The 17,040-nt window shown below is 64.4% G+C and carries 17 protein-coding genes; 11 read left to right on the top strand and 6 right to left on the bottom strand.

The window, feature by feature from the left end:
* Position 1: 1 nt before the first annotated feature.
* The 8 genes from crcB (at position 2) to MTR66_RS15065 (ending at position 6,346) form a co-directional block, all read left to right on the top strand.
* Positions 2 to 409, top strand: a complete 408-nt coding sequence (gene crcB / locus MTR66_RS15100; RefSeq protein WP_243922521.1) for a fluoride efflux transporter CrcB — start codon at positions 2 to 4, stop codon at positions 407 to 409.
* A gap of 11 nt (positions 410 to 420) precedes the next feature.
* Positions 421 to 1,665, top strand: coding sequence for an RluA family pseudouridine synthase (locus MTR66_RS15095; RefSeq protein WP_407673058.1), 1,245 nt, complete (start codon positions 421 to 423; stop codon positions 1,663 to 1,665).
* The gene (locus MTR66_RS15090; protein WP_243922517.1) at positions 1,665 to 2,267 is read left to right on the top strand and encodes an FMN-binding negative transcriptional regulator; all 603 of its coding nucleotides are present in this window, start codon (positions 1,665 to 1,667) and stop codon (positions 2,265 to 2,267) included. Before MTR66_RS15095 ends, MTR66_RS15090 begins: the two co-directional genes overlap by 1 nt.
* On the top strand, positions 2,264 to 2,914 hold the full coding sequence (locus MTR66_RS15085) for an HAD-IA family hydrolase (RefSeq protein ID WP_243922514.1): 651 nt from the start codon (positions 2,264 to 2,266) through the stop codon (positions 2,912 to 2,914). The genes MTR66_RS15090 and MTR66_RS15085 overlap by 4 nt, the downstream gene beginning before the upstream one ends.
* The gene (locus MTR66_RS15080) at positions 2,911 to 3,126 is read left to right on the top strand and encodes a hypothetical protein (protein WP_243922512.1); all 216 of its coding nucleotides are present in this window, start codon (positions 2,911 to 2,913) and stop codon (positions 3,124 to 3,126) included. The genes MTR66_RS15085 and MTR66_RS15080 overlap by 4 nt, the downstream gene beginning before the upstream one ends.
* Positions 3,123 to 3,821: an ATP12 family chaperone protein gene (locus tag MTR66_RS15075; protein ID WP_243922510.1), complete on the top strand. Its 699-nt coding sequence runs from the start codon at positions 3,123 to 3,125 to the stop codon at positions 3,819 to 3,821. The genes MTR66_RS15080 and MTR66_RS15075 overlap by 4 nt, the downstream gene beginning before the upstream one ends.
* Positions 3,818 to 4,549, top strand: a complete 732-nt coding sequence (locus MTR66_RS15070) for an Nmad3 family putative nucleotide modification protein (RefSeq protein ID WP_243922508.1) — start codon at positions 3,818 to 3,820, stop codon at positions 4,547 to 4,549. Before MTR66_RS15075 ends, MTR66_RS15070 begins: the two co-directional genes overlap by 4 nt.
* Positions 4,550 to 4,729: 180 nt before the next feature.
* The gene (locus tag MTR66_RS15065; RefSeq protein WP_243922506.1) at positions 4,730 to 6,346 is read left to right on the top strand and encodes a tetratricopeptide repeat protein; all 1,617 of its coding nucleotides are present in this window, start codon (positions 4,730 to 4,732) and stop codon (positions 6,344 to 6,346) included.
* A gap of 331 nt (positions 6,347 to 6,677) precedes the next feature.
* Here MTR66_RS15065 and MTR66_RS15060 read toward each other — a convergent pair whose 3' ends face one another.
* From MTR66_RS15060 to MTR66_RS15035, 6 genes are all read right to left on the bottom strand, one after another.
* Positions 6,678 to 7,235 (bottom strand): outer membrane protein, encoded by a 558-nt coding sequence (locus MTR66_RS15060; protein ID WP_243922504.1) that lies wholly within the window; start codon positions 7,233 to 7,235, stop codon positions 6,678 to 6,680.
* The gene (locus MTR66_RS15055) at positions 7,232 to 7,423 is read right to left on the bottom strand and encodes a hypothetical protein (protein ID WP_243922502.1); all 192 of its coding nucleotides are present in this window, start codon (positions 7,421 to 7,423) and stop codon (positions 7,232 to 7,234) included. Before MTR66_RS15055 ends, MTR66_RS15060 begins: the two co-directional genes overlap by 4 nt.
* 97 nt (positions 7,424 to 7,520) lie before the next feature.
* Positions 7,521 to 8,132, bottom strand: coding sequence for an ABC-type transport auxiliary lipoprotein family protein (locus MTR66_RS15050; protein WP_243922500.1), 612 nt, complete (start codon positions 8,130 to 8,132; stop codon positions 7,521 to 7,523).
* 23 nt (positions 8,133 to 8,155) lie between these two features.
* Positions 8,156 to 9,094: an MlaD family protein gene (locus tag MTR66_RS15045; RefSeq protein ID WP_243922498.1), complete on the bottom strand. Its 939-nt coding sequence runs from the start codon at positions 9,092 to 9,094 to the stop codon at positions 8,156 to 8,158.
* Positions 9,095 to 9,103: 9 nt separating this feature from the next.
* Positions 9,104 to 9,946 carry an ABC transporter ATP-binding protein gene (locus MTR66_RS15040; protein ID WP_243922496.1) on the bottom strand — a complete coding sequence of 281 codons (843 nt, stop codon included), beginning with the start codon at positions 9,944 to 9,946 and terminating at the stop codon, positions 9,104 to 9,106.
* A complete protein-coding gene (locus tag MTR66_RS15035; RefSeq protein ID WP_243922494.1) occupies positions 9,943 to 11,058 on the bottom strand; it encodes an ABC transporter permease in 1,116 nt (371 codons plus the stop codon). Before MTR66_RS15035 ends, MTR66_RS15040 begins: the two co-directional genes overlap by 4 nt.
* Positions 11,059 to 11,222: 164 nt before the next feature.
* Between MTR66_RS15035 and MTR66_RS15030 the strand changes: the two genes are divergently transcribed.
* The 3 genes from MTR66_RS15030 to MTR66_RS15020 all read left to right on the top strand — a co-directional run bounded on the left by MTR66_RS15030 (position 11,223) and on the right by MTR66_RS15020 (position 16,871).
* Positions 11,223 to 14,126 (top strand): valine--tRNA ligase, encoded by a 2,904-nt coding sequence (locus tag MTR66_RS15030; protein ID WP_243922492.1) that lies wholly within the window; start codon positions 11,223 to 11,225, stop codon positions 14,124 to 14,126.
* Positions 14,127 to 14,697: 571 nt separating this feature from the next.
* Entirely contained in the window at positions 14,698 to 15,444 is a 747-nt protein-coding gene (locus MTR66_RS15025; protein WP_243922490.1) for a 7-carboxy-7-deazaguanine synthase QueE, read from the top strand.
* Positions 15,441 to 16,871: an MATE family efflux transporter gene (locus MTR66_RS15020; protein ID WP_243922488.1), complete on the top strand. Its 1,431-nt coding sequence runs from the start codon at positions 15,441 to 15,443 to the stop codon at positions 16,869 to 16,871. Before MTR66_RS15025 ends, MTR66_RS15020 begins: the two co-directional genes overlap by 4 nt.
* Positions 16,872 to 17,040 lie beyond the last annotated feature (169 nt).

Here is a 17,040-nt window from a genome sequence, read left to right as displayed (position 1 = left end):
GATGCCTCAACCTTCCTTTCTTGCAGCATCGCTTTTCGTCGCCCTGGGCGGCGGCACCGGCGCCTGGCTGCGCTTCCTTGTCGGCCGCGCCTGGACCGCCATGCTTGGCCCCGTCCGCGCGAGCGAATTTCCCTTCGGCACGCTCACTGTGAATGTGCTCGGCAGCCTGTTCATGGGGCTGCTGGTCGGCTGGCTCGCCCGCTTCGGCAGCCATGGCGAAGGCACGCGCCTGTTCCTCGCCATCGGCCTGCTGGGCGGCTTCACCACCTTCTCCTCGTTCAGCCTCGACATCGTGACGCTGGCCGAACGCGGACAACTGGGCCTGGCCGCGTTCTACGCGGGCATTTCGCTGATCGCAGGCGTGATGAGCCTGTTTCTCGGCCTCTTCATCATGCGGCACGCAGGATGAGCGGGCCGGGCATGAGCGATACCGTTCGCCAATTCACCGTCGGGCATGATGACGACGGCGTGCGGCTGGACCGCTGGTTCAAGCGCCACCTGCCGCAAGTCGGCTTCGCCATGGTTTCGCGCTGGGCGCGTACCGGCCAGATCCGGGTCGACGGCAAGCGCGCCGATGTCGATACCCGGCTCGCGGCAGGGCAAGTGCTGCGCGTGCCGCCGGGCGGCGAGAGCAAAGGCACCGGCAAGTCAGCCCGCCCGAGGCGCGAACTGACCGAGGAAGAGATAGACCTCGCCGATTCGATGGTCCTGACGCAGGACCGCGCCGCCATCGTGCTCAACAAGCCCCCGGGCCTTGCCACGCAGGGCGGATCGGGGATGAAGCAGCATGTCGACGGGCTGCTCGATGCCTTTGCGAACGACGGGCCGCGCCCCCGCCTTGTCCACCGGCTGGACAAGGACACCTCGGGCGTCCTGCTGATCGCCCGCACCCCGGGCAGCGCCGCGTTCTTTTCCAAGCGCTTTTCGGGGCGTTCGGCCAAGAAGATCTACTGGGCACTGGTGGTGGGCGTGCCCAGCATCTCGGACGGCATGATCGAACTGCCGCTGGCCAAGCAGCCGGGCACCGGCGGCGAGAAGATGCATGTGGACGAGGAAGACGGCCAGCCCGCCCGTACCCGCTACCGCGTGCTGGACCGCGCCGGGAACCGAGCGGCCTGGGTCGAGTTGCACCCGCTGACCGGGCGCACCCACCAGCTTCGCGTGCATATGGCCGCCATCGGCCATCCCATCGTCGGCGACGGTAAATACGGCGGGCAGGACGCATTCCTCTCGGGCACGATCAGCCGCAAGATGCACTTGCACGCGCGGCGCCTGATCATCGATCACCCGGACGGCGCCCCGCTCAACGTGACCGCTCCGCTGCCCGAGCACTTCGCCAATTCGATGGCGAATCTCGGCTTTGACGAGGCAGACGGCGCCGAATTGCCCCCGGCTCCACCCGAATTCACCAAGGCCGATGAAAAGCGCGCCGCCAAGGCCCACGCCAAGGAATACCGCAAGGAACGCCGCGGCGAGCGCCGCAAGCGCAGCGACAGCCCCTCGGGACGTGTCCGTTCCAGCAAACCGGCCGGCAAGCCCCTCGGCAAAACAGGAGGCAAGCCGGGCGCAAAGGGCGCCGGGAAACCGGGCGGCAAACCGTCCGGCCGCCCTGCCCGTCCCGGCCCGCGCAAGCCGGGTGGTCCGCGTCCTTCCGGGCGGCGCTGATGCATCCCAACGCCCTTTTCCGCACTGAAAACCGGGCCTTGATGGAAGCGCTGATCGAAGAGGCCGGGTTCGGCATGATCTTCGCAGCCACGCCCGATGGCCCGCGCGTGGCGCATGTGCCGCTGCTGTGGACGAGGGACGGCGCGCTGCAATTCCACCTCGCGCGCGGCAATGCCCTGACGCGGCACATCGGCGGCATGACCGCGCTCGCCGTCGTGAACGGGCCCGATGCCTATGTCTCACCGCGCTGGTATGCCGATGAGACGCAAGTGCCGACGTGGAATTACGTCAGTGTCGAAATGGAAGGCCGCGTGCGGCGGATGGACGATGACGGGCTGCACGGCCTGCTCGAAGCGCTCTCCGCCCGCAACGAGGCACGCCTCGCCCACGGCACGCCCTGGACGATGGACAAGACGCCCCCGGCCACGCTGGCCAGGCTCAAGAGCGCGATCGTGGGTTTCGAACTGGAAGTGCAGGCCTGGCGCCCCACCTTCAAGCTCTCCCAGAACAAAAGCGCCGATGAACGCGAACGGCTGGCCCTCGGCCTCGAAGCGGAAGGCTCGCGCGCGATGGCCCAACTGATGCGGGAGCTTGCCCAATGAAACTCGCCGTCTTCGATTGCGATGGCACGCTCGTCGACGGGCAGGCCTCCATCTGCGAGGCGATGGAAGCGGCCTTCGCCGCCTTCGCCCTGCCCGCTCCGCCGCGCGGGCAGATCCGCCGCGCGGTCGGCCTCTCGCTGCCGCAGGCAATGCGGCAATTGCTGCCGGACAGCACCGGCGAACAGCAGCACGCGATGGCTGACGCCTATAAGGAGGCCTTCCGCACCGCCCGCAGCGAAGGCCGCGTGGCGCAGCCGCTGTTTCCCGGTATAGAGGACACCTTGCGCGCGCTCCACGGCGCGGGCTGGACGCTGGCCGTCGCCACCGGCATGTCCGACCGGGGGCTGACGCATTGCCTTGCCAACAACGGCATCGCCGACCTGTTCGTCTCGCTCCAGACCGCCGACCGGCATCCCTCCAAACCGCATCCCGCGATGCTGGAGGAAGCGCTGTTCGAGACGGGCGCCCTGCCCGAAGAGGCCGTGATGATCGGCGATACCGCCTATGACATGCAAATGGCCGTGAGCGCGGGCACCCGCGCCGTCGGCGTCGACTGGGGCTATCACCATCCGCACGAGCTGGAAGCCGCCGGAGCCGGGAAAGTCGTCGAGACGCCCGCCGAACTGCTGGCGTACCTCACATCGTGAGCAGGAAAGACCCTGCTGCCGGGCGCTTTGCCGCGATCCAGATCACGCGCCTCGTCGGCGTCGCCTGCGTCGCGCTCGGCATCACGATCGCCACCGATCGCCTGCTGCCGGGCCTGCCGGGCTGGGTGGGCTATATCCTTATCGCCAACGGGCTGCTGGACGTCTTCGTCATCCCCCCGATCCTGATTCGAAAGTGGCGCACACCGAAATGAAGCGTTTCTATAAGGACGTAACCGTCGAACAGACGGGCGAAGGCTGGCGCGTGCTGCTGGACGGGCGGCCGATCAAGACCGCCGGGGGCCGCGCGCAAGTGGTGCCGACGCCAGCGCTGGCCGAAGCGCTGGCGGCCGAATGGGACAGTCAGGGCGAGGAGATCGACACCGCCCGCTTCCCTTTGCGCGATCTCGCCGATTTCGCCATCGATGCGGTCGCGCCGGACCGCGCGCAAGTGATCGGCGAACTGCTGCCCTACGCCGAGACGGACACCCTGTGCTACCGCGCCGATCCCGAAGAGGCGCTCTACAAGCGCCAGATCGCGGTCTGGGAGCCGCTTCTCACCGGCATGGAAGCGCGGCTGGACGTGCAGTTCGCGCGCATTTCGGGCATTGTCCACAAGCCCCAGCCCGCCGAAACGCTGGCCCGGCTGCGGCAGGAACTGGAAGGCGAAAGCGGCTTTGCGCTCGCCGCACTCAAGATGCTGTCCAGCCTCGCCGCCTCGCTGATCGTCGCGCTCGAAGCGGTGCGTCCGGGCGCCGATGCCGAAGCGCTGTGGAAGGCCGCCGAACTGGAAGCAGACTGGCAGGCCGAACTCTGGGGCGAGGACTGGGAAGCCGCCGAACGCAGCAAGGCCCGCTTCGAGGCGTTTTCACTAGCCATGCGAATGGCGGAGCTGTCCCGCGAGGCATGAAGCTCGTCTTCAGCCGCAAGGGTTTTGACAGCACGGCGGGCGGCGCGCCCTCGCCCATTATCGATGGCGTTCCCGTCTCGCTGCCGATCCCGGCGCGGGACCGATCCCGCACGACCTTCGCGGACCGGAGCCTGGCGGATATTGTCGCCGAAACCACGCGCGGCAGGCTGACGGGCGCGGACTTGTGCCATGACGATCCGATGTTCGCACAGGGCCGGTGCTGGTTCGGCCAGTGCGGTGCGGCGCAGGGGCACCTCGTGAAACACGGCGTGGGCCCGGGCGACCACTTCCTGTTCTTCGGCCTTTTCGCCGATCCCGAAACCGGCGAGCGGCATCACCGCATCTTTAGCCATATGCAGGTTCTGGCCATGGGCGCACCGGGCGCCATCGCGCGCTCCCCGCACTGGATCGAGCCGCCCCGCTCCCATCCCCACCGCGAGGGGAACTGGCCCGCCAACAACGCGATCTGGTTCGGCCCCGGCAGCACCGCCCGCAGCGCCCCCGACGCCTTGCGTCTCACCGTACCCGGCGGCCCGCTCAACCTCTGGAACGTGCCGCCCTGGCTGAAACGGCGCGGCCTTACCTATCACGACAGGCCGGAACGCTGGCGGCGCGGCGGGCTGCTCGATTCGGCCAAGCGCGGGCAGGAATTCGTCTGCGACATAGGCCGCGCGCTGGAACCCCGGCGCTGGCTGGAGCGCATCGTCGCTCTGATCGAAAGCCCCTGACACGGAAAAGCCCGTTCGGGACGGATCAAGGCACCCCGATAGCCAACGCTCCGGATCGACCCATTTTACCACTGTATTATATATATTTAATGGCCAATCTGACTTGCCGGAACGTGAAAGACTCATTTACAGCGAAGCGGTACTGGCAATGGGGTGCCAGCAAAACCGGGGGCTTTTTTGATGAAATGGCTGATGGGCGGCAGTGCAACGCTGCTTCTCGCGATCACGTGCGGAACCGCGGCACACGCTTCGGACACCGACATTTTTGCTGGCTGCGATGGTTACGGCAAACCCGGTAAATCCGCCGATGGCCTTGGCTCACCTGCAAACACCATACGCTACGGTTTCTACGCTTCCGGCTCGGCACAATCCACCATTGCGGCATGTGACGCAGCCCTGTCTCATCGCAAACTGCTGCCGAAACAAGGCTTGCGGCGGGCCCATCTTCTGCGCGCGCGTGCAATTGCTCATCTGAAGTCCAACGAGCTTTCCAAAGCTCTTGTCGACATCGATCTTGCCGGAGAAGCTGCCGGGGGCAGCAACAAGGACGATGCTCTTTATCTTCGCAGCATGGCGGTTTCGCTCGATCTGCTCCGGGCGCTGACATATGCCCAGATGGGCAATAGCGATGAGGCCCTGCGCCTTGCTCGCCAGAGTGTGGCGGCACGGCCCTATTCGCTCGAAGTGCAGCGCGTGACGGCACACCTGCTCCTCACCCACGGCGAGCATGACTCCATCGCCAAAGCCTCCATGCAGATGGCGAGCAAACTCGATCCGGACTTCGCGGACTATCTGTTAACTATCCTCGGTTTCACCGGTAACTTCAAGGCGATGGCAGAGCTGTCCTTGCCGCCCGCCCCGGAGATACCCGAACATACGGACGATGCGCAGTCATCGAACCTTGCCGCACTGAACCGTAAATTATCGGCCCGGTCACAAATTCCGAACGGCATGATGCTCGCTTATGCCCGTGCGGCTACGGGTGATGTGGCTGGCGCACGGCGTGATATGGAAGAGGTAAAAGCGCGCTTCGCCAAGCTGTCGGCAAGCACTGCCGACCCTGACGCGCAAACCGGCCAGCTTAAACCCTTTGCCGATATCATCAGCAGCTATGAAATGCGGATAGAGGCACGAATTGACCTGCAGGAAGGCCGCACCGCCGAAGCGCTCAAACGCATTACCGACGTCAAGATGCCACTCGATGCGGCAAGCATCGATCTTCTCCAAGCCTTGCACGCAGCGCAGGGCAAGTCCGATTCATCCCTTTCGCACTATAGAGCGGAGCGCCAGACAGCCGCTCGAAAAAAATTGTTTAACGAGATGGTTGAACTGGCCATGATCGAGCCGGAGACGGAAAGCACCAACTCTGTCTATAAACGTTCCCGCCCCAACGTGCTCGGCGCTCTGGTGGGCGCGGCATTTACCATGGGTTTTTCTCTGCTGGAGGGGGTCAAAAACACTGACGGCTTCAGCGCGACACCCAATGAAGATGGCACAGTCCTGATCTCTCTGACCGGGGCGACGACCGCACCGGCTGTCGTGCGTGAAATGACTTTGCTCCGCGCCGCCGAAACCGCCATCCAAGCGGGCAAGCCGGCCTTTGTCATCTCCTCGCGCCACGACTATTCCCGAACGCTCAGAAGCACTCAGTATGGCACCACAGTCAGCAGCATACCGACCGGCTACAAGACAGAAATGACCGTGCGCTTCCTCACCCCGGACGAGGACGATCCCCGATCGCTCGACGCCAAGGCCATAATCGAAAGGCTAGGACCTTTTTACTATAAGGAAAGCTGACGAAAAGGCGGCTGCACAACTTGTGTGGCCGTCAGCTTTCTTTCAGCTAGTCCGCGACCTGCCGCGCCACGTCGTTGGCCGCCTGATTGAGCGCCGGGCCGACATATTTGGCTTTCGGCTTCAACCCGTTCACCACGACCTCGAAGCGCTTGGTGACCACCTCGCTGCCCGGAGCGCCGCTACCGTGTCTCGACTGGGCTCGACATGAACGGTGGCAGTCTGGAGGCTCCAAGCACGGAAAAGCCCGCCCCGGACGAACCGGAGCGGGCCTCCCGACGGTCACGGGCCGAAGCCCGCGCCCATCCTTCTTGAGATCAGGCCGTTCTGAAAATCAGAACTTGGCGCCCAGCGCGACGATCGCGTTGTGGCGGCTGACGTCGGATTCGTAGTTCGAGTAACGGTACTCGGCCTTCAGGAAGAGGCGGTCGCTCAGGTCGTACTGGTAGCCCGCGCCGAGACGGAAGCCGTCACCGTTCGCGCCGTCCGAGGAAGTGCTCACGCCATCGTCATAGGTCGCGCGGATGCGGGCATTGGTGTAGCCGCCCAGAACGTAGAGCTTGCTCTTATCGCCCACAGAGGTGCCGAAACGCACGACAGCGGCCAGGTCGCGGCCGGTCTTGACGCAAAGGCGGTCGCCAGCGGCAAGAACGTCGTTCGCGCATTCCTTGACGGTGCTGTCAGCCACAGTGCCCTGAATGCCGACGAACATGCCGCCCGACAGGGGAAGATCGTAACCGGCCGAGATGCCGTAGTTCACGCCTTCGTCCGACTCCCCGTCAACCGACACGGAATCAAGGCCGGTTTCGGCCTGTACGAAAGCCTGTGCGTTGGCGACGGCGGGAACGGCGAGCAGCGCGGCGGCAACGCCCGCGATGGCGAACTTCTTCATGGTAACTCCTGCTTATGCTTATCGTCCGCGCCGTGATCCGGCAGCGGGGAGGCGCCGCTTACAGGAGAGAAAAACCGGGTCAAACCAAAAGGATGAGCCGCCAGTGAAACAAAAGTGCCATTGTTGCATCGCAGCAACAAGCAGCCGTCAGGAAAATCCGGAATACTAAGGAAATCCGCGGCTTCCATCAGGAGCGAAACACGCGAGAAAACACGCCCCGGTATTTTTTCGACGAACGCCGCTTATTGCACCACGAACGGCATCGGCCCGAAAAACCTTCAGTGCTTATTCACTTTCGACCCAGGCCGCCACTTGCTGCGCCACGTCGTTGGCCGCCTGATTGAGCGCCGGGCCGACATACTTGGCCTTGGGCTTCACGCCTTTCACCGCCGCCTCGAAGCGCTTCGCCACGACCTCGCCGCCCTGCCCTTCGCTGCGGACCGCATCGAAACGCACGACGACGGCGCCACGCGGCACGTCATAGCCCATTTCCAGCAAACGCCCGCCCACGACAGTCTTGCCCGCCGTTTCATAGTCGCCGCCTTCGGCCACCAGCCTGCCGGTCTTGGCCCGCAGGGTCTCCGCCAGCAGCGAGCGAAACTCACGCGCGGGCTTCTCTATCCAGGCCGCGTTCTTGAGATAGGCCAGGTTCGAATCGCTGACCCGCACCGGAATGCGCAGCACATCAAGGCTGCGGTCGGTCTCGGGATCGAGGACGACGATCGCGTCGCTCAGTTCGCCAGTCACAGTCGTCCCGGCAGGGGCGGTTTCATCCGGCGTCAGGCGGAACAGCAGGTCCGGCGCCTTGCCGCCAAGGCTGATACACCCGGACAGCGCAAGACACGCGGCGGCAGTGAGCGCGCCTTTGAGGATACCGTGTGCAGCCGCAGGCTTCATCGCTTTTCCCATCATCGCCCCATTCACGGTTTGTAGTCGGGCAGCGTCTGCCCCTTGATCAGGGCGCCCGCGCCCTGTTCGTCGATCTTTTCGGTTACGTTGCGCAGCGCCTTGCTGGTCGCCCGCAGATCGCGGATCGCCGCCTCGGCCGCAGGCAGCGTGCTCTGCGAAACCTGATCGAGCGCGGGCTGGGCGTGCTGCATCGTGGTGTTGAGCTGATCCATCGACTTCTGCGCCGAAGCCAGCGTCTGGCGCAATTGCCGGGCCAGCGAATTGCCTTCGCTGCCCAGCAGATCGTCCGCCTTGTCGGCCACGCCCTGGAACGAGGCGAGCGTCTTCGTCGCCTGATCGAGCGTGCCCTGCAGTTCCACCAGCGCCTTGCGCACTTCGGGGGCGGTCCGCGACATATCGCGCGTCATCTTGTCGGTGTTCTTGAGGATGCCGCCGATCGCCTTGCGGTTGTCGTCGGACAGCAGCAGGTTGAGATTCTCGGTCAGCGTCGCCAGCCGCTCCATCAGCAGCGGCGCGTTGGCCAGCACTTCGCTGAGACCGCCGCGGCTGGTGGGAATCACGGGAACGCCTTCCGGGCCCGGCTGCGTCAGCGGCGGCGCATCCTTCTTGGCCCCTTCGAGCTGAATGTCGGACACGCCGGTGAAGCTGCCCTGGATCGTGGCGGACGTGCCGATGGTGATCGGCACTTTCTCGTCCACATTGATCCGAACGCGCACGAAACTGGGGTCCTTGCGCCACAGCTCGATCTCCCGCACCTGCCCCACGGGCACACCCGAATAGGCGACTTGCGAGCCTTTGGCGAGACCGTCGACGGACTGCTTGAAGAAGATATCGTATTGATTCTGCGTGCCTTCGTTCAGCTTCGCAATCCACAGAATGAATGCCGCCAGCGCGGCCATCAGCACCAGCGTGACGGCCCCTACCCAGACGTGATTGGCGCGTGTTTCCATGCCTTAAGCCTATGCTCCCGTCTTGCCTGTGCTGTCCATGGCCTCTTCCACGTCGGGATCGCCCTTGGCCGCCAGCGCCGCCCGGCCGCGCGGGCCGTTAAAATATTCCTGAATCCACGGATGATCGAGCGCGAGCAGCTCCGGAATCGTGCCCACCGCGATCACCTGCTTGTCCGCCAGCACCGCCACCCGGTCGCAGATTGCATAGAGCGTATCGAGATCGTGGGTGATGAGAAACACCGTCAGCCCCAGCGTTTCCTTCAACTCGCGCGTCAGGCTGTCGAACGCGGCGGCGCCGATCGGGTCCAGCCCGGCGGTCGGCTCGTCCAGAAACAGCAGTTCCGGATCGAGCGCCAGCGCGCGCGCCAGCCCGGCGCGCTTCTTCATGCCGCCCGACAGCTCGCTGGGATATTTGAACGCCGCCTCTTCGGGCAGGCCGGACAGGCGCACCTTGAAGCGCGCGATCTCGGAGCGCAGCTCATTCGACAGCTCGGGATAGAACTGCTTGAGCGGCACTTCCACGTTCTCGCCCACGGTCAGCGTGGAGAACAGCGCGCCGCCCTGAAACAGCACGCCCCAGCGCGAGCGGATATCGATTCCCTCGCTGTCACCCGGCTCCATCATGTCGCGGCCGAGCACTTCGATCCGGCCCGCGCGGGGCGGCTGCAACCCGATGATCGAGCGCATCAGCACCGACTTGCCGGTGCCCGATCCGCCGACCACGCCCAGCACTTCGCCCTTGCGCACCCGCAGCGAGAGATCCTCGTGAATCACATGCTCGCCGAAGGCATTGCGCAGTCCTTCGACCACGATCGGGTATTCACCCTCATAGTCCTGCGAAAGACCGGTCATTTCCAGCCGATCTCCGTGAAGAAGATGGCGAAAAAGGCGTCGAGCACGATCACGGTGAAGATCGATGTGACCACGGCCTGCGTGGTGCGGCTGCCCACTTCCTCGGCGCTGCCCGAAACCTGCATGCCCTGATAGCAGCCCAAGAGCGCCACGATCAGCGCGAAGACCGGCGCCTTGGCGATCCCCACCCACACGTCCGTGATCGGCACCACTTCCTGCGTGCGCTGGAGGAATGTCCAGAACGGAATGTCGAGCGCGAAGTTGGAAATGAAGGCGCCGCCGATGATCGAAAGCACCGCCGAATAGAACCCCAGCAGCGGCATCATGATCATCGAGGCCAGCACCCGCGGCACCACCAGCGCTTCCATCGGGGATACGCCGATGGTGCGCATGGCGTCCACTTCCTCGGTCAGCTTCATCGTGCCGATCTGCGCGGCGAAGGCCGATCCCGAACGGCCCGCGACCATGATCGAGGTCATCAGGATGCCCAGTTCGCGCATCGAGAGACGCCCGGTGAGGTTGATCGTGTAGATCTCCGCCCCGAACTGTTCGAGCTGCACCGCCCCCTGCTGGGCAATCACGACGCCGATGAGGAAGCTCATCAGGCCGATGATCCACAGCGAATTGATCCCCACATACTGCATGTGATGGACCAGCGCGGTGCCGCGCAGGCGCGAGGGATGGCGCAAAGTCTTCAGCAAGGCCGCGACCAGTTCGCCCAGAAACGCCACCGATTTCCGGAACCCATGCCCCCAGCCGATCACCACGTCGCCGACTTCGCTCAGCGTGCGGGTCAACAGCCCCGGGCGCGGCTCCGGCTCCGTCTCGTGCTCGTCCATCCGGCCGATCGCTGCGAACAGGCGCCGGGCCTGCTCGCTGGCGCCGGCCATCTCCAGACCGTGCTCGCGCGCGTAATTCGCGATCAGCCAGGCCCCGGTCGTGTCGATATCGGTAACGCCGGACAAGTCTATCCGCTTGAAATTGCCGTCAAGCACGGCCAGCCGTTTATCCAGATCGCCCAGCGAATGGACTCGCAAGGGCCCTTTCAGCGTCAGTTCCGGGGCGCCGCCATCGTCGTTTTCCGACAGGGTAAATTCCGCGTATTCCCGCATCTCGGCTCGTATTGGGGTAAAAAGCATGGCCCGGCAAGAGGTTCAACCTGTGCGACGAACCGGAAAGCCCCCTACCCTACCCCGAAACCGGGACGAAGCGAAAAATATCTCGCGCACACTCGTGCCTTGCGCGCCACCCCGCCCGCTGGCAAAGCGCCCGCACCATGACTGAAACCGCACCTGAAACCACGCTGGACAAGACTTTCGACCCCGCCCAGATCGAGGCGAAGTGGTATGCCCATTGGGAAGAGAACGGCCTGTTCCATCCCGAACGCCCGGACGCGCAGCCCTTCACCATCGTCAACCCGCCGCCGAACGTCACCGGCAGCCTGCACATCGGCCACGCGCTCGACAATACGCTGCAGGATATCGTCATCCGCTACGAGCGGCTGCGCGGCAAGGATGCGCTGTGGGTCGTCGGCACCGACCATGCGGGCATCGCCACGCAGATGGTGGTCGAACGCCAGCTGGAAGCGCGGCAGGACAAGCGCACCAATTACACGCGCGATGAATTCATCGACAAAGTCTGGGAATGGAAGGCCGAAAGCGGCGGCACCATCACTGGCCAGCTGCGCCGTCTGGGCTGTTCGATGGACTGGAGCCGCGAGCAGTTCACCATGGACCCGCACTTCACCAAGGCGGTGGTGAAAGTCTTCGTCGACCTCTACAACGAGGGCCTGATCTACCGCGACAAGCGGCTGGTGAACTGGGACCCGCGCCTGAAGACCGCGATCAGCGATCTCGAAGTGGAAACGCGCGAGGTCAAGGGCTCGTTCTGGCACTTCAAGTACCCGCTCTCCGACGGTTCGGGCTTCATCACCGTCGCCACCACGCGCCCGGAAACGATGCTGGCCGATATGGCCGTGGCCGTGAACCCGGAAGACGAACGCTACAAGGCGCTGCTGGAACGCAAGGCCACCGTGATCCTGCCGATCACCGGCCGCGAGATCCCCATTGTCGCCGACGAGCACGCCGATCCCGAACTGGGCTCGGGCGCGGTGAAGATCACCCCGGGGCATGACTTCAACGACTTCGAAGTGGGCAAGCGGGCCGGGTTCAAGGCGGCGGACATGCTCAACATGCTCGATGCCGATGCCAAAGTCTGCCAGACGGCGGACGGCCTCGTCCCCGAACAGTTCCTCGGCGTGGACCGCTTCGAGGCGCGCGAGATGATCGTGGCCGAGATGAAGGAACTGGGCTTCCTCATCCCCCACGTCACCAAGGACAAGGACGGCAACGAAGTCGAGCACGACGCCGAGCCGCGCACGATCCAGACGCCCTATGGCGACCGCGGCGGCGTGGTGATCGAACCCTGGCTGACCGACCAGTGGTACGTCGATGCCGAAAAGCTTGCGGGTCCGCCGATGGAAGCGGTGCGCTCGGGCGCGATCGAGATCGTGCCGAAGACGTGGGAAAAGACGTTCTTCAACTGGATGGAGAACATCCAGCCGTGGTGTGTGTCGCGCCAATTGTGGTGGGGGCATCGGATTCCGGCTTGGTATGGACCGCACACAAATGCAGGTGCTCACATGCCGGGCTCTCGGGACTGGTGCGTGGTGGCGGAAACCGAATCCGAAGCACTTGCACAGTTTAAATCCGGATATGCAGACGACGTTCGTGTTGTCGTTGAAGATTCATGGGAGAGCGTTTGCGCCCACGAGTACGATCCGGATGTTGCTCGAATTTATAGAGATAATGACGTCCTCGACACCTGGTTCTCCTCCGCGCTCTGGCCTTTCGCCACGCTCGGCTGGCCGGACAACGTCATCGAAAGTCCCGCTCAGCCTGAGCTTGTCGAAGGCCCCTCGGGCAGCGCGGAACGTGCTTCGACAAGCTCAGCACGAGCGGAGAAGGTGGAAGCAGTTCCGGGTTCGCTACTTGACCGCCACTACCCCAACGACCTGCTGATCTCCGGCTTCGACATCCTGTTCTTCTGGGATGCGCGTATGGCGATGCAGGGCATTCATTTCATGAAGGAAGTGCCGTGGAAGCGGCTCTACCTGCATGGCCTCGTGCGCGCGGCAGACGGAGCGAAGATGTCCAAGTCCAAGGGCAACGTCGTCGATCCGCTGGGCCTTATCGACCAGTACGGCGCCGATGCGCTGCGCTTCTTCATGGCCGCCATGGAAAGCCAGGGCCGCGACGTGAAGATGGATGAAAAGCGCGTCGAGGGTTACCGCAACTTCGCCACCAAGCTGTGGAACGCCGCCCGTTTCTGCCAGTCCAACGGCATCGGCGCGAGCACCTCGGTCGCCGCGCCCGCCGCTGCCAGTGCGGTGAACAAGTGGATCATCGGCGAAGTCGTCGAGACGCTGGCCGAACTCGACAAGGCCATGGCCGACCTGCGCTTCGATGCGGCGGCGAACACGGTCTATCACTTCGTCTGGGACCAGTTCTGCGACTGGTACATCGAATTGGTGAAAGGCAATTTCGACGACGAGACCAAGCAGGTCGCCGGCTGGGTGCTCGACCAGATCCTCGTCATGCTCCACCCCTTCATGCCCTTCGTCACCGAAGAGCTGTGGAGCAAGATGGGCGAGCGCGAGGGTGAACTGATCACCGCGCAGTGGCCCGCGCCCGAAGCTTCGGTGGATGCCGATGCCAAGCGCGAAGTCGAATGGCTGATCGGGCTGATCGGTAACTTGCGCGGCGCCAAGGCCGAACTTGGCATCGCTCCGGGCGCGCGGCTGACCGCCTATCTCGCCGATCCTTCGGACGCGACGCGGGCGATTATCGGGCGCAACGGCACGGCGGTGGACCGCCTTGCCCGCCTCGATGCGATCCATTTCGAAGCGGCACCCGCGGGCCCGGCCATGCAGGTCGGCGCGGGCGATGCCATGCTGACGATCCCGCTCGAAGGCGTGATCGACATCGCCGCCGAAAAGGCCCGCCTCGAAAAGGCGCTCGCCGCATCGCAGAAGGAAGCCAAGTCGCTCGAAGGGCGGCTGTCGAACCCCAAGTTCGTCGAGAAGGCCAAGCCCGAAGCGGTGGAGAAGGCCAAGGCCGATCACGCCCACCACGCGGCAGAGGCGGAAAGGCTGGCGGCGGCGCTCAAGCGGTTGGGGTGATCGCAAAATCCTCCCTGTCGCGGAGCGATGGGGAGGTGGCAGCCCGCCGGGCTGACGGAGGGGTTTGAGCCCCCTCCACCACCGCCTGCGGCGGCGGTCCCCCTCCCCATCCCCTGCGGGGACAGGGAGGATTTAAGCGGTCCCCTTTCTCCTCCCCCTCGATGGGGGAGGGATACGCAGGCTTGGCAGCTCGTCTGCCTAGCCGGAGTTGAGTGGGGGTGAACGGCGGCCTTGCCCGGCCTCACCTTCTTCCAATTGCGCCTGGCATGATAAAATTGAAGTCCGCGTCACTATTTCTCGTCATCCCCGCGCAGGCGGGGATCCCGCTTTTGGCGGCACATCGAAAAGAGCAGCGCCACCCCGCCTACGCGGGGATGACGAATTATAATGCAAACTTCAGTTCCACCATACCAGCCCGCGATTTCATTTTCCTACCCGCGCGGCTTCTGCCAGTCTGGCGCGATGTTCACCCTGCTTCGCCTTCTCCGTGCTTTGCCGCACAAACCGTGCAAGGTGACATATTCCTGCCCCTCTGGACCGTGTAAACCGTGTCAACCTGACGTGTAACCTTGTGACTCTCATTCTCGCCACCACCACTCCGGGCGAACCGGAACTGTTCGCCTCGCTGCAAGGCGAAGGCGCCTCCACCGGGCGGCCGAGCACGTTCGTGCGCCTGTCACACTGCAATCTCGCCTGCCAGTGGTGCGACACCGCCTACACCTGGCGTTTCGAGGGCGACAACCGCCCCCACCGCGATGAGGCCGCTTTCGAACGCAAGGCCAACCAGCTTTCGCTCGACGAACAGGACGTGGCCGAACGCGTGGCCGCGCTGCCGCCGGACCGGCTCGTGATCACCGGTGGCGAGCCGTTGCTGCAAGGCGCGGCGCTCGCCCGTATGGTGGAGGCGCTCAGCGCCATCCGCCCCGGCTTTCACATCGAGATCGAGACCAACGGCACTGTCGCGCCGCACCGGGCGCTCGATCCTCTGGTGCACCAGTTCAACGTCAGCCCCAAACTGGCGCACTCCGGCAATCCCGCCGATCTGGCGCAGATCCCCGAACGCCTGGCCGTCTGGGCCGCCGATCCCCGCGCCTTTTTCAAGTTCGTGGTGGCTGAGCCCGGCGATCTCGATGAAGTGCTCGCGCTGCAACAGGCCTATGCCATTCCCGGCGAACGGCTGTTCCTGATGCCGGAAGGGCGCACCGGCGATGTCCTGCGCGAACGCGCCGTCTGGCTGGCGGATATCTGCGTGCAGCACGGGCTGCGCTTCACGGACCGCTTGCACATTCACCTCTGGGGAGACACGAGGGGAACATGAACGAGGCCTCTTCCCCTCCCGCCGGTGACGATCCAACTGGCAAAACCGAGAGCATGCCGCCCAAACCGGCGATGAAGGGCGACCTCACGCAAGGGCCGATCCTCAAGACGCTGCTGCTGTTCTCGCTGCCGATGCTGCTTTCCAATGTGCTGCAAACGCTGAACGGATCGATCAATGCGATCTGGGTCGGGCGCCTGATCGGCGAGAGCGCGCTGGCGGCGACGGCCAATGCCAATGTTCTGATGTTCCTGCTCTATGCCGCGATCTTCGGTTTCGGCATGGCCACTACGGTGCGCGTGGGCCAGCACTTCGGCGCGCGCGATATCGATGCCGCGCGCAAGACTTTCGGCTCGGGAACCGGTTTTTGCTTTGCCCTGTCGCTGATCATTGCCACGGCGGGCTGGATCTTTGCCCCGCAGATGCTCGATGCGATGAGCACGCCCGATGCCAGCAAGGCGGAAGCGCTGGCCTATCTGCGGGTGATCTACATCACCATTCCCTTTGGCGGCATCAACATGATGGTCTCCATGGCGATGCGCGGCGCGGGCGATTCCAAAACGCCAATGTACGCGATGATGCTGACCGCGGGGCTGGACATGGTGCTCAACCCGCTGCTGATCATGGGCGTGGGCCCGCTGCCGCAATGGGGCATTGCCGGTTCCGCAGCGGCAACCGCGTTCGCCAATATCGCGGGCATGGGATACCAGATCTGGCGCATCTACCGGCAGGATCTGCCGATGCGGCTGCGCGGGGCCGAGTTGGCCTATGTCCTGCCCCGCAGCGAGGATCTGCGCTATATCGTCACCAAGGGCCTGCCGATGGGCGCGCAGATGCTGCTGGTTTCTTCGGCCGGGCTGATCATGATCGGCCTCGTCAACCGCGAAGGGCTCGATACCGCTGCCGCCTTCGGCGCCTCGCTGCAATTGTGGAATTACCTGCAGATGCCCGCTTTCGCGGTCAGCACCGCGGTAAGCGCGATGGTCGCCCAATCGCTGGGCGCGGGCGATCACACGCGCGTGGGGCAAGTCACGCTGGTGGGCATGGGCGCCAATCTGGCGATGTCCACGGCCGTGGCCGCGCTGATCGTCGGCTTCGACCGGCCGCTGCTGGCGCTGTTCCTGGGTGGAGACAGCCCGGCCATACCGATCGGCGAACATATCCAGCTCATCTGCACCGCCTCGTTCGTGATCGTCTCGATCACCATGGTCCTTACCGGCACGATGCGCGCTTACGGCGCGGTGGTCTCGCCGCTGGTGATCATGGCCGTGGGGCTGTTTCCCGGCCGCCTCGGCTTCTACTGGCTGGCGCGTCCGCTGATCGACAGCGAAGCGGTGTGGTGGGCCTATCCGGTCGGCTCGGTGCTGACGGTGGCGCTGACGCTGGGCTATTACCGCTTCGGCAAGTGGCGCGATGCGTTTCGGATGTGATGGGGGCGAGAGCATTGCCCCAAAACTCTCGTCACCGTCGACGATAGAGCACCCCGAACCTCCACCGTTCGTGTCGAGCGAAGTCGAGACACGTCAGACCTGCGCTATCGTGTCTCGACTTCGGGCTAGAGTTTTTCCGCTTGAGATTGAATCGGGGGGATTCCCTCTG

The sequence above is a fragment of the Novosphingobium beihaiense genome (genome assembly GCF_022832375.1).
In the GTDB taxonomy this organism is placed as follows: Bacteria; Pseudomonadota; Alphaproteobacteria; order Sphingomonadales; family Sphingomonadaceae; genus Novosphingobium; species Novosphingobium beihaiensis.
This window is presented reverse-complemented; position numbering and strand designations above follow the sequence as displayed.

Bases quoted from the DNA above. Each gene is read 5' to 3' on its own strand.
- crcB (WP_243922521.1), top strand. From the start codon at position 2: ATGCCTCAACCTTCCTTTCTTGCAGCATCGCTTTTCGTCGCCCTGGGC.
- MTR66_RS15095 (WP_407673058.1), top strand. From the start codon at position 421: ATGAGCGATACCGTTCGCCAATTCACCGTCGGGCATGATGACGACGGC.
- MTR66_RS15090 (WP_243922517.1), top strand. From the start codon at position 1,665: ATGCATCCCAACGCCCTTTTCCGCACTGAAAACCGGGCCTTGATGGAA.
- MTR66_RS15085 (WP_243922514.1), top strand. From the start codon at position 2,264: ATGAAACTCGCCGTCTTCGATTGCGATGGCACGCTCGTCGACGGGCAG.
- MTR66_RS15075 (WP_243922510.1), top strand. From the start codon at position 3,123: ATGAAGCGTTTCTATAAGGACGTAACCGTCGAACAGACGGGCGAAGGC.
- MTR66_RS15070 (WP_243922508.1), top strand. From the start codon at position 3,818: ATGAAGCTCGTCTTCAGCCGCAAGGGTTTTGACAGCACGGCGGGCGGC.
- MTR66_RS15065 (WP_243922506.1), top strand. From the start codon at position 4,730: ATGAAATGGCTGATGGGCGGCAGTGCAACGCTGCTTCTCGCGATCACG.
- MTR66_RS15060 (WP_243922504.1), bottom strand. From the start codon at position 7,235: ATGAAGAAGTTCGCCATCGCGGGCGTTGCCGCCGCGCTGCTCGCCGTT.
- MTR66_RS15055 (WP_243922502.1), bottom strand. From the start codon at position 7,423: ATGGAAGCCGCGGATTTCCTTAGTATTCCGGATTTTCCTGACGGCTGC.
- MTR66_RS15050 (WP_243922500.1), bottom strand. From the start codon at position 8,132: ATGAAGCCTGCGGCTGCACACGGTATCCTCAAAGGCGCGCTCACTGCC.
- MTR66_RS15045 (WP_243922498.1), bottom strand. From the start codon at position 9,094: ATGGAAACACGCGCCAATCACGTCTGGGTAGGGGCCGTCACGCTGGTG.
- MTR66_RS15040 (WP_243922496.1), bottom strand. From the start codon at position 9,946: ATGACCGGTCTTTCGCAGGACTATGAGGGTGAATACCCGATCGTGGTC.
- MTR66_RS15035 (WP_243922494.1), bottom strand. From the start codon at position 11,058: ATGCGGGAATACGCGGAATTTACCCTGTCGGAAAACGACGATGGCGGC.
- MTR66_RS15030 (WP_243922492.1), top strand. From the start codon at position 11,223: ATGACTGAAACCGCACCTGAAACCACGCTGGACAAGACTTTCGACCCC.
- MTR66_RS15020 (WP_243922488.1), top strand. From the start codon at position 15,441: ATGAACGAGGCCTCTTCCCCTCCCGCCGGTGACGATCCAACTGGCAAA.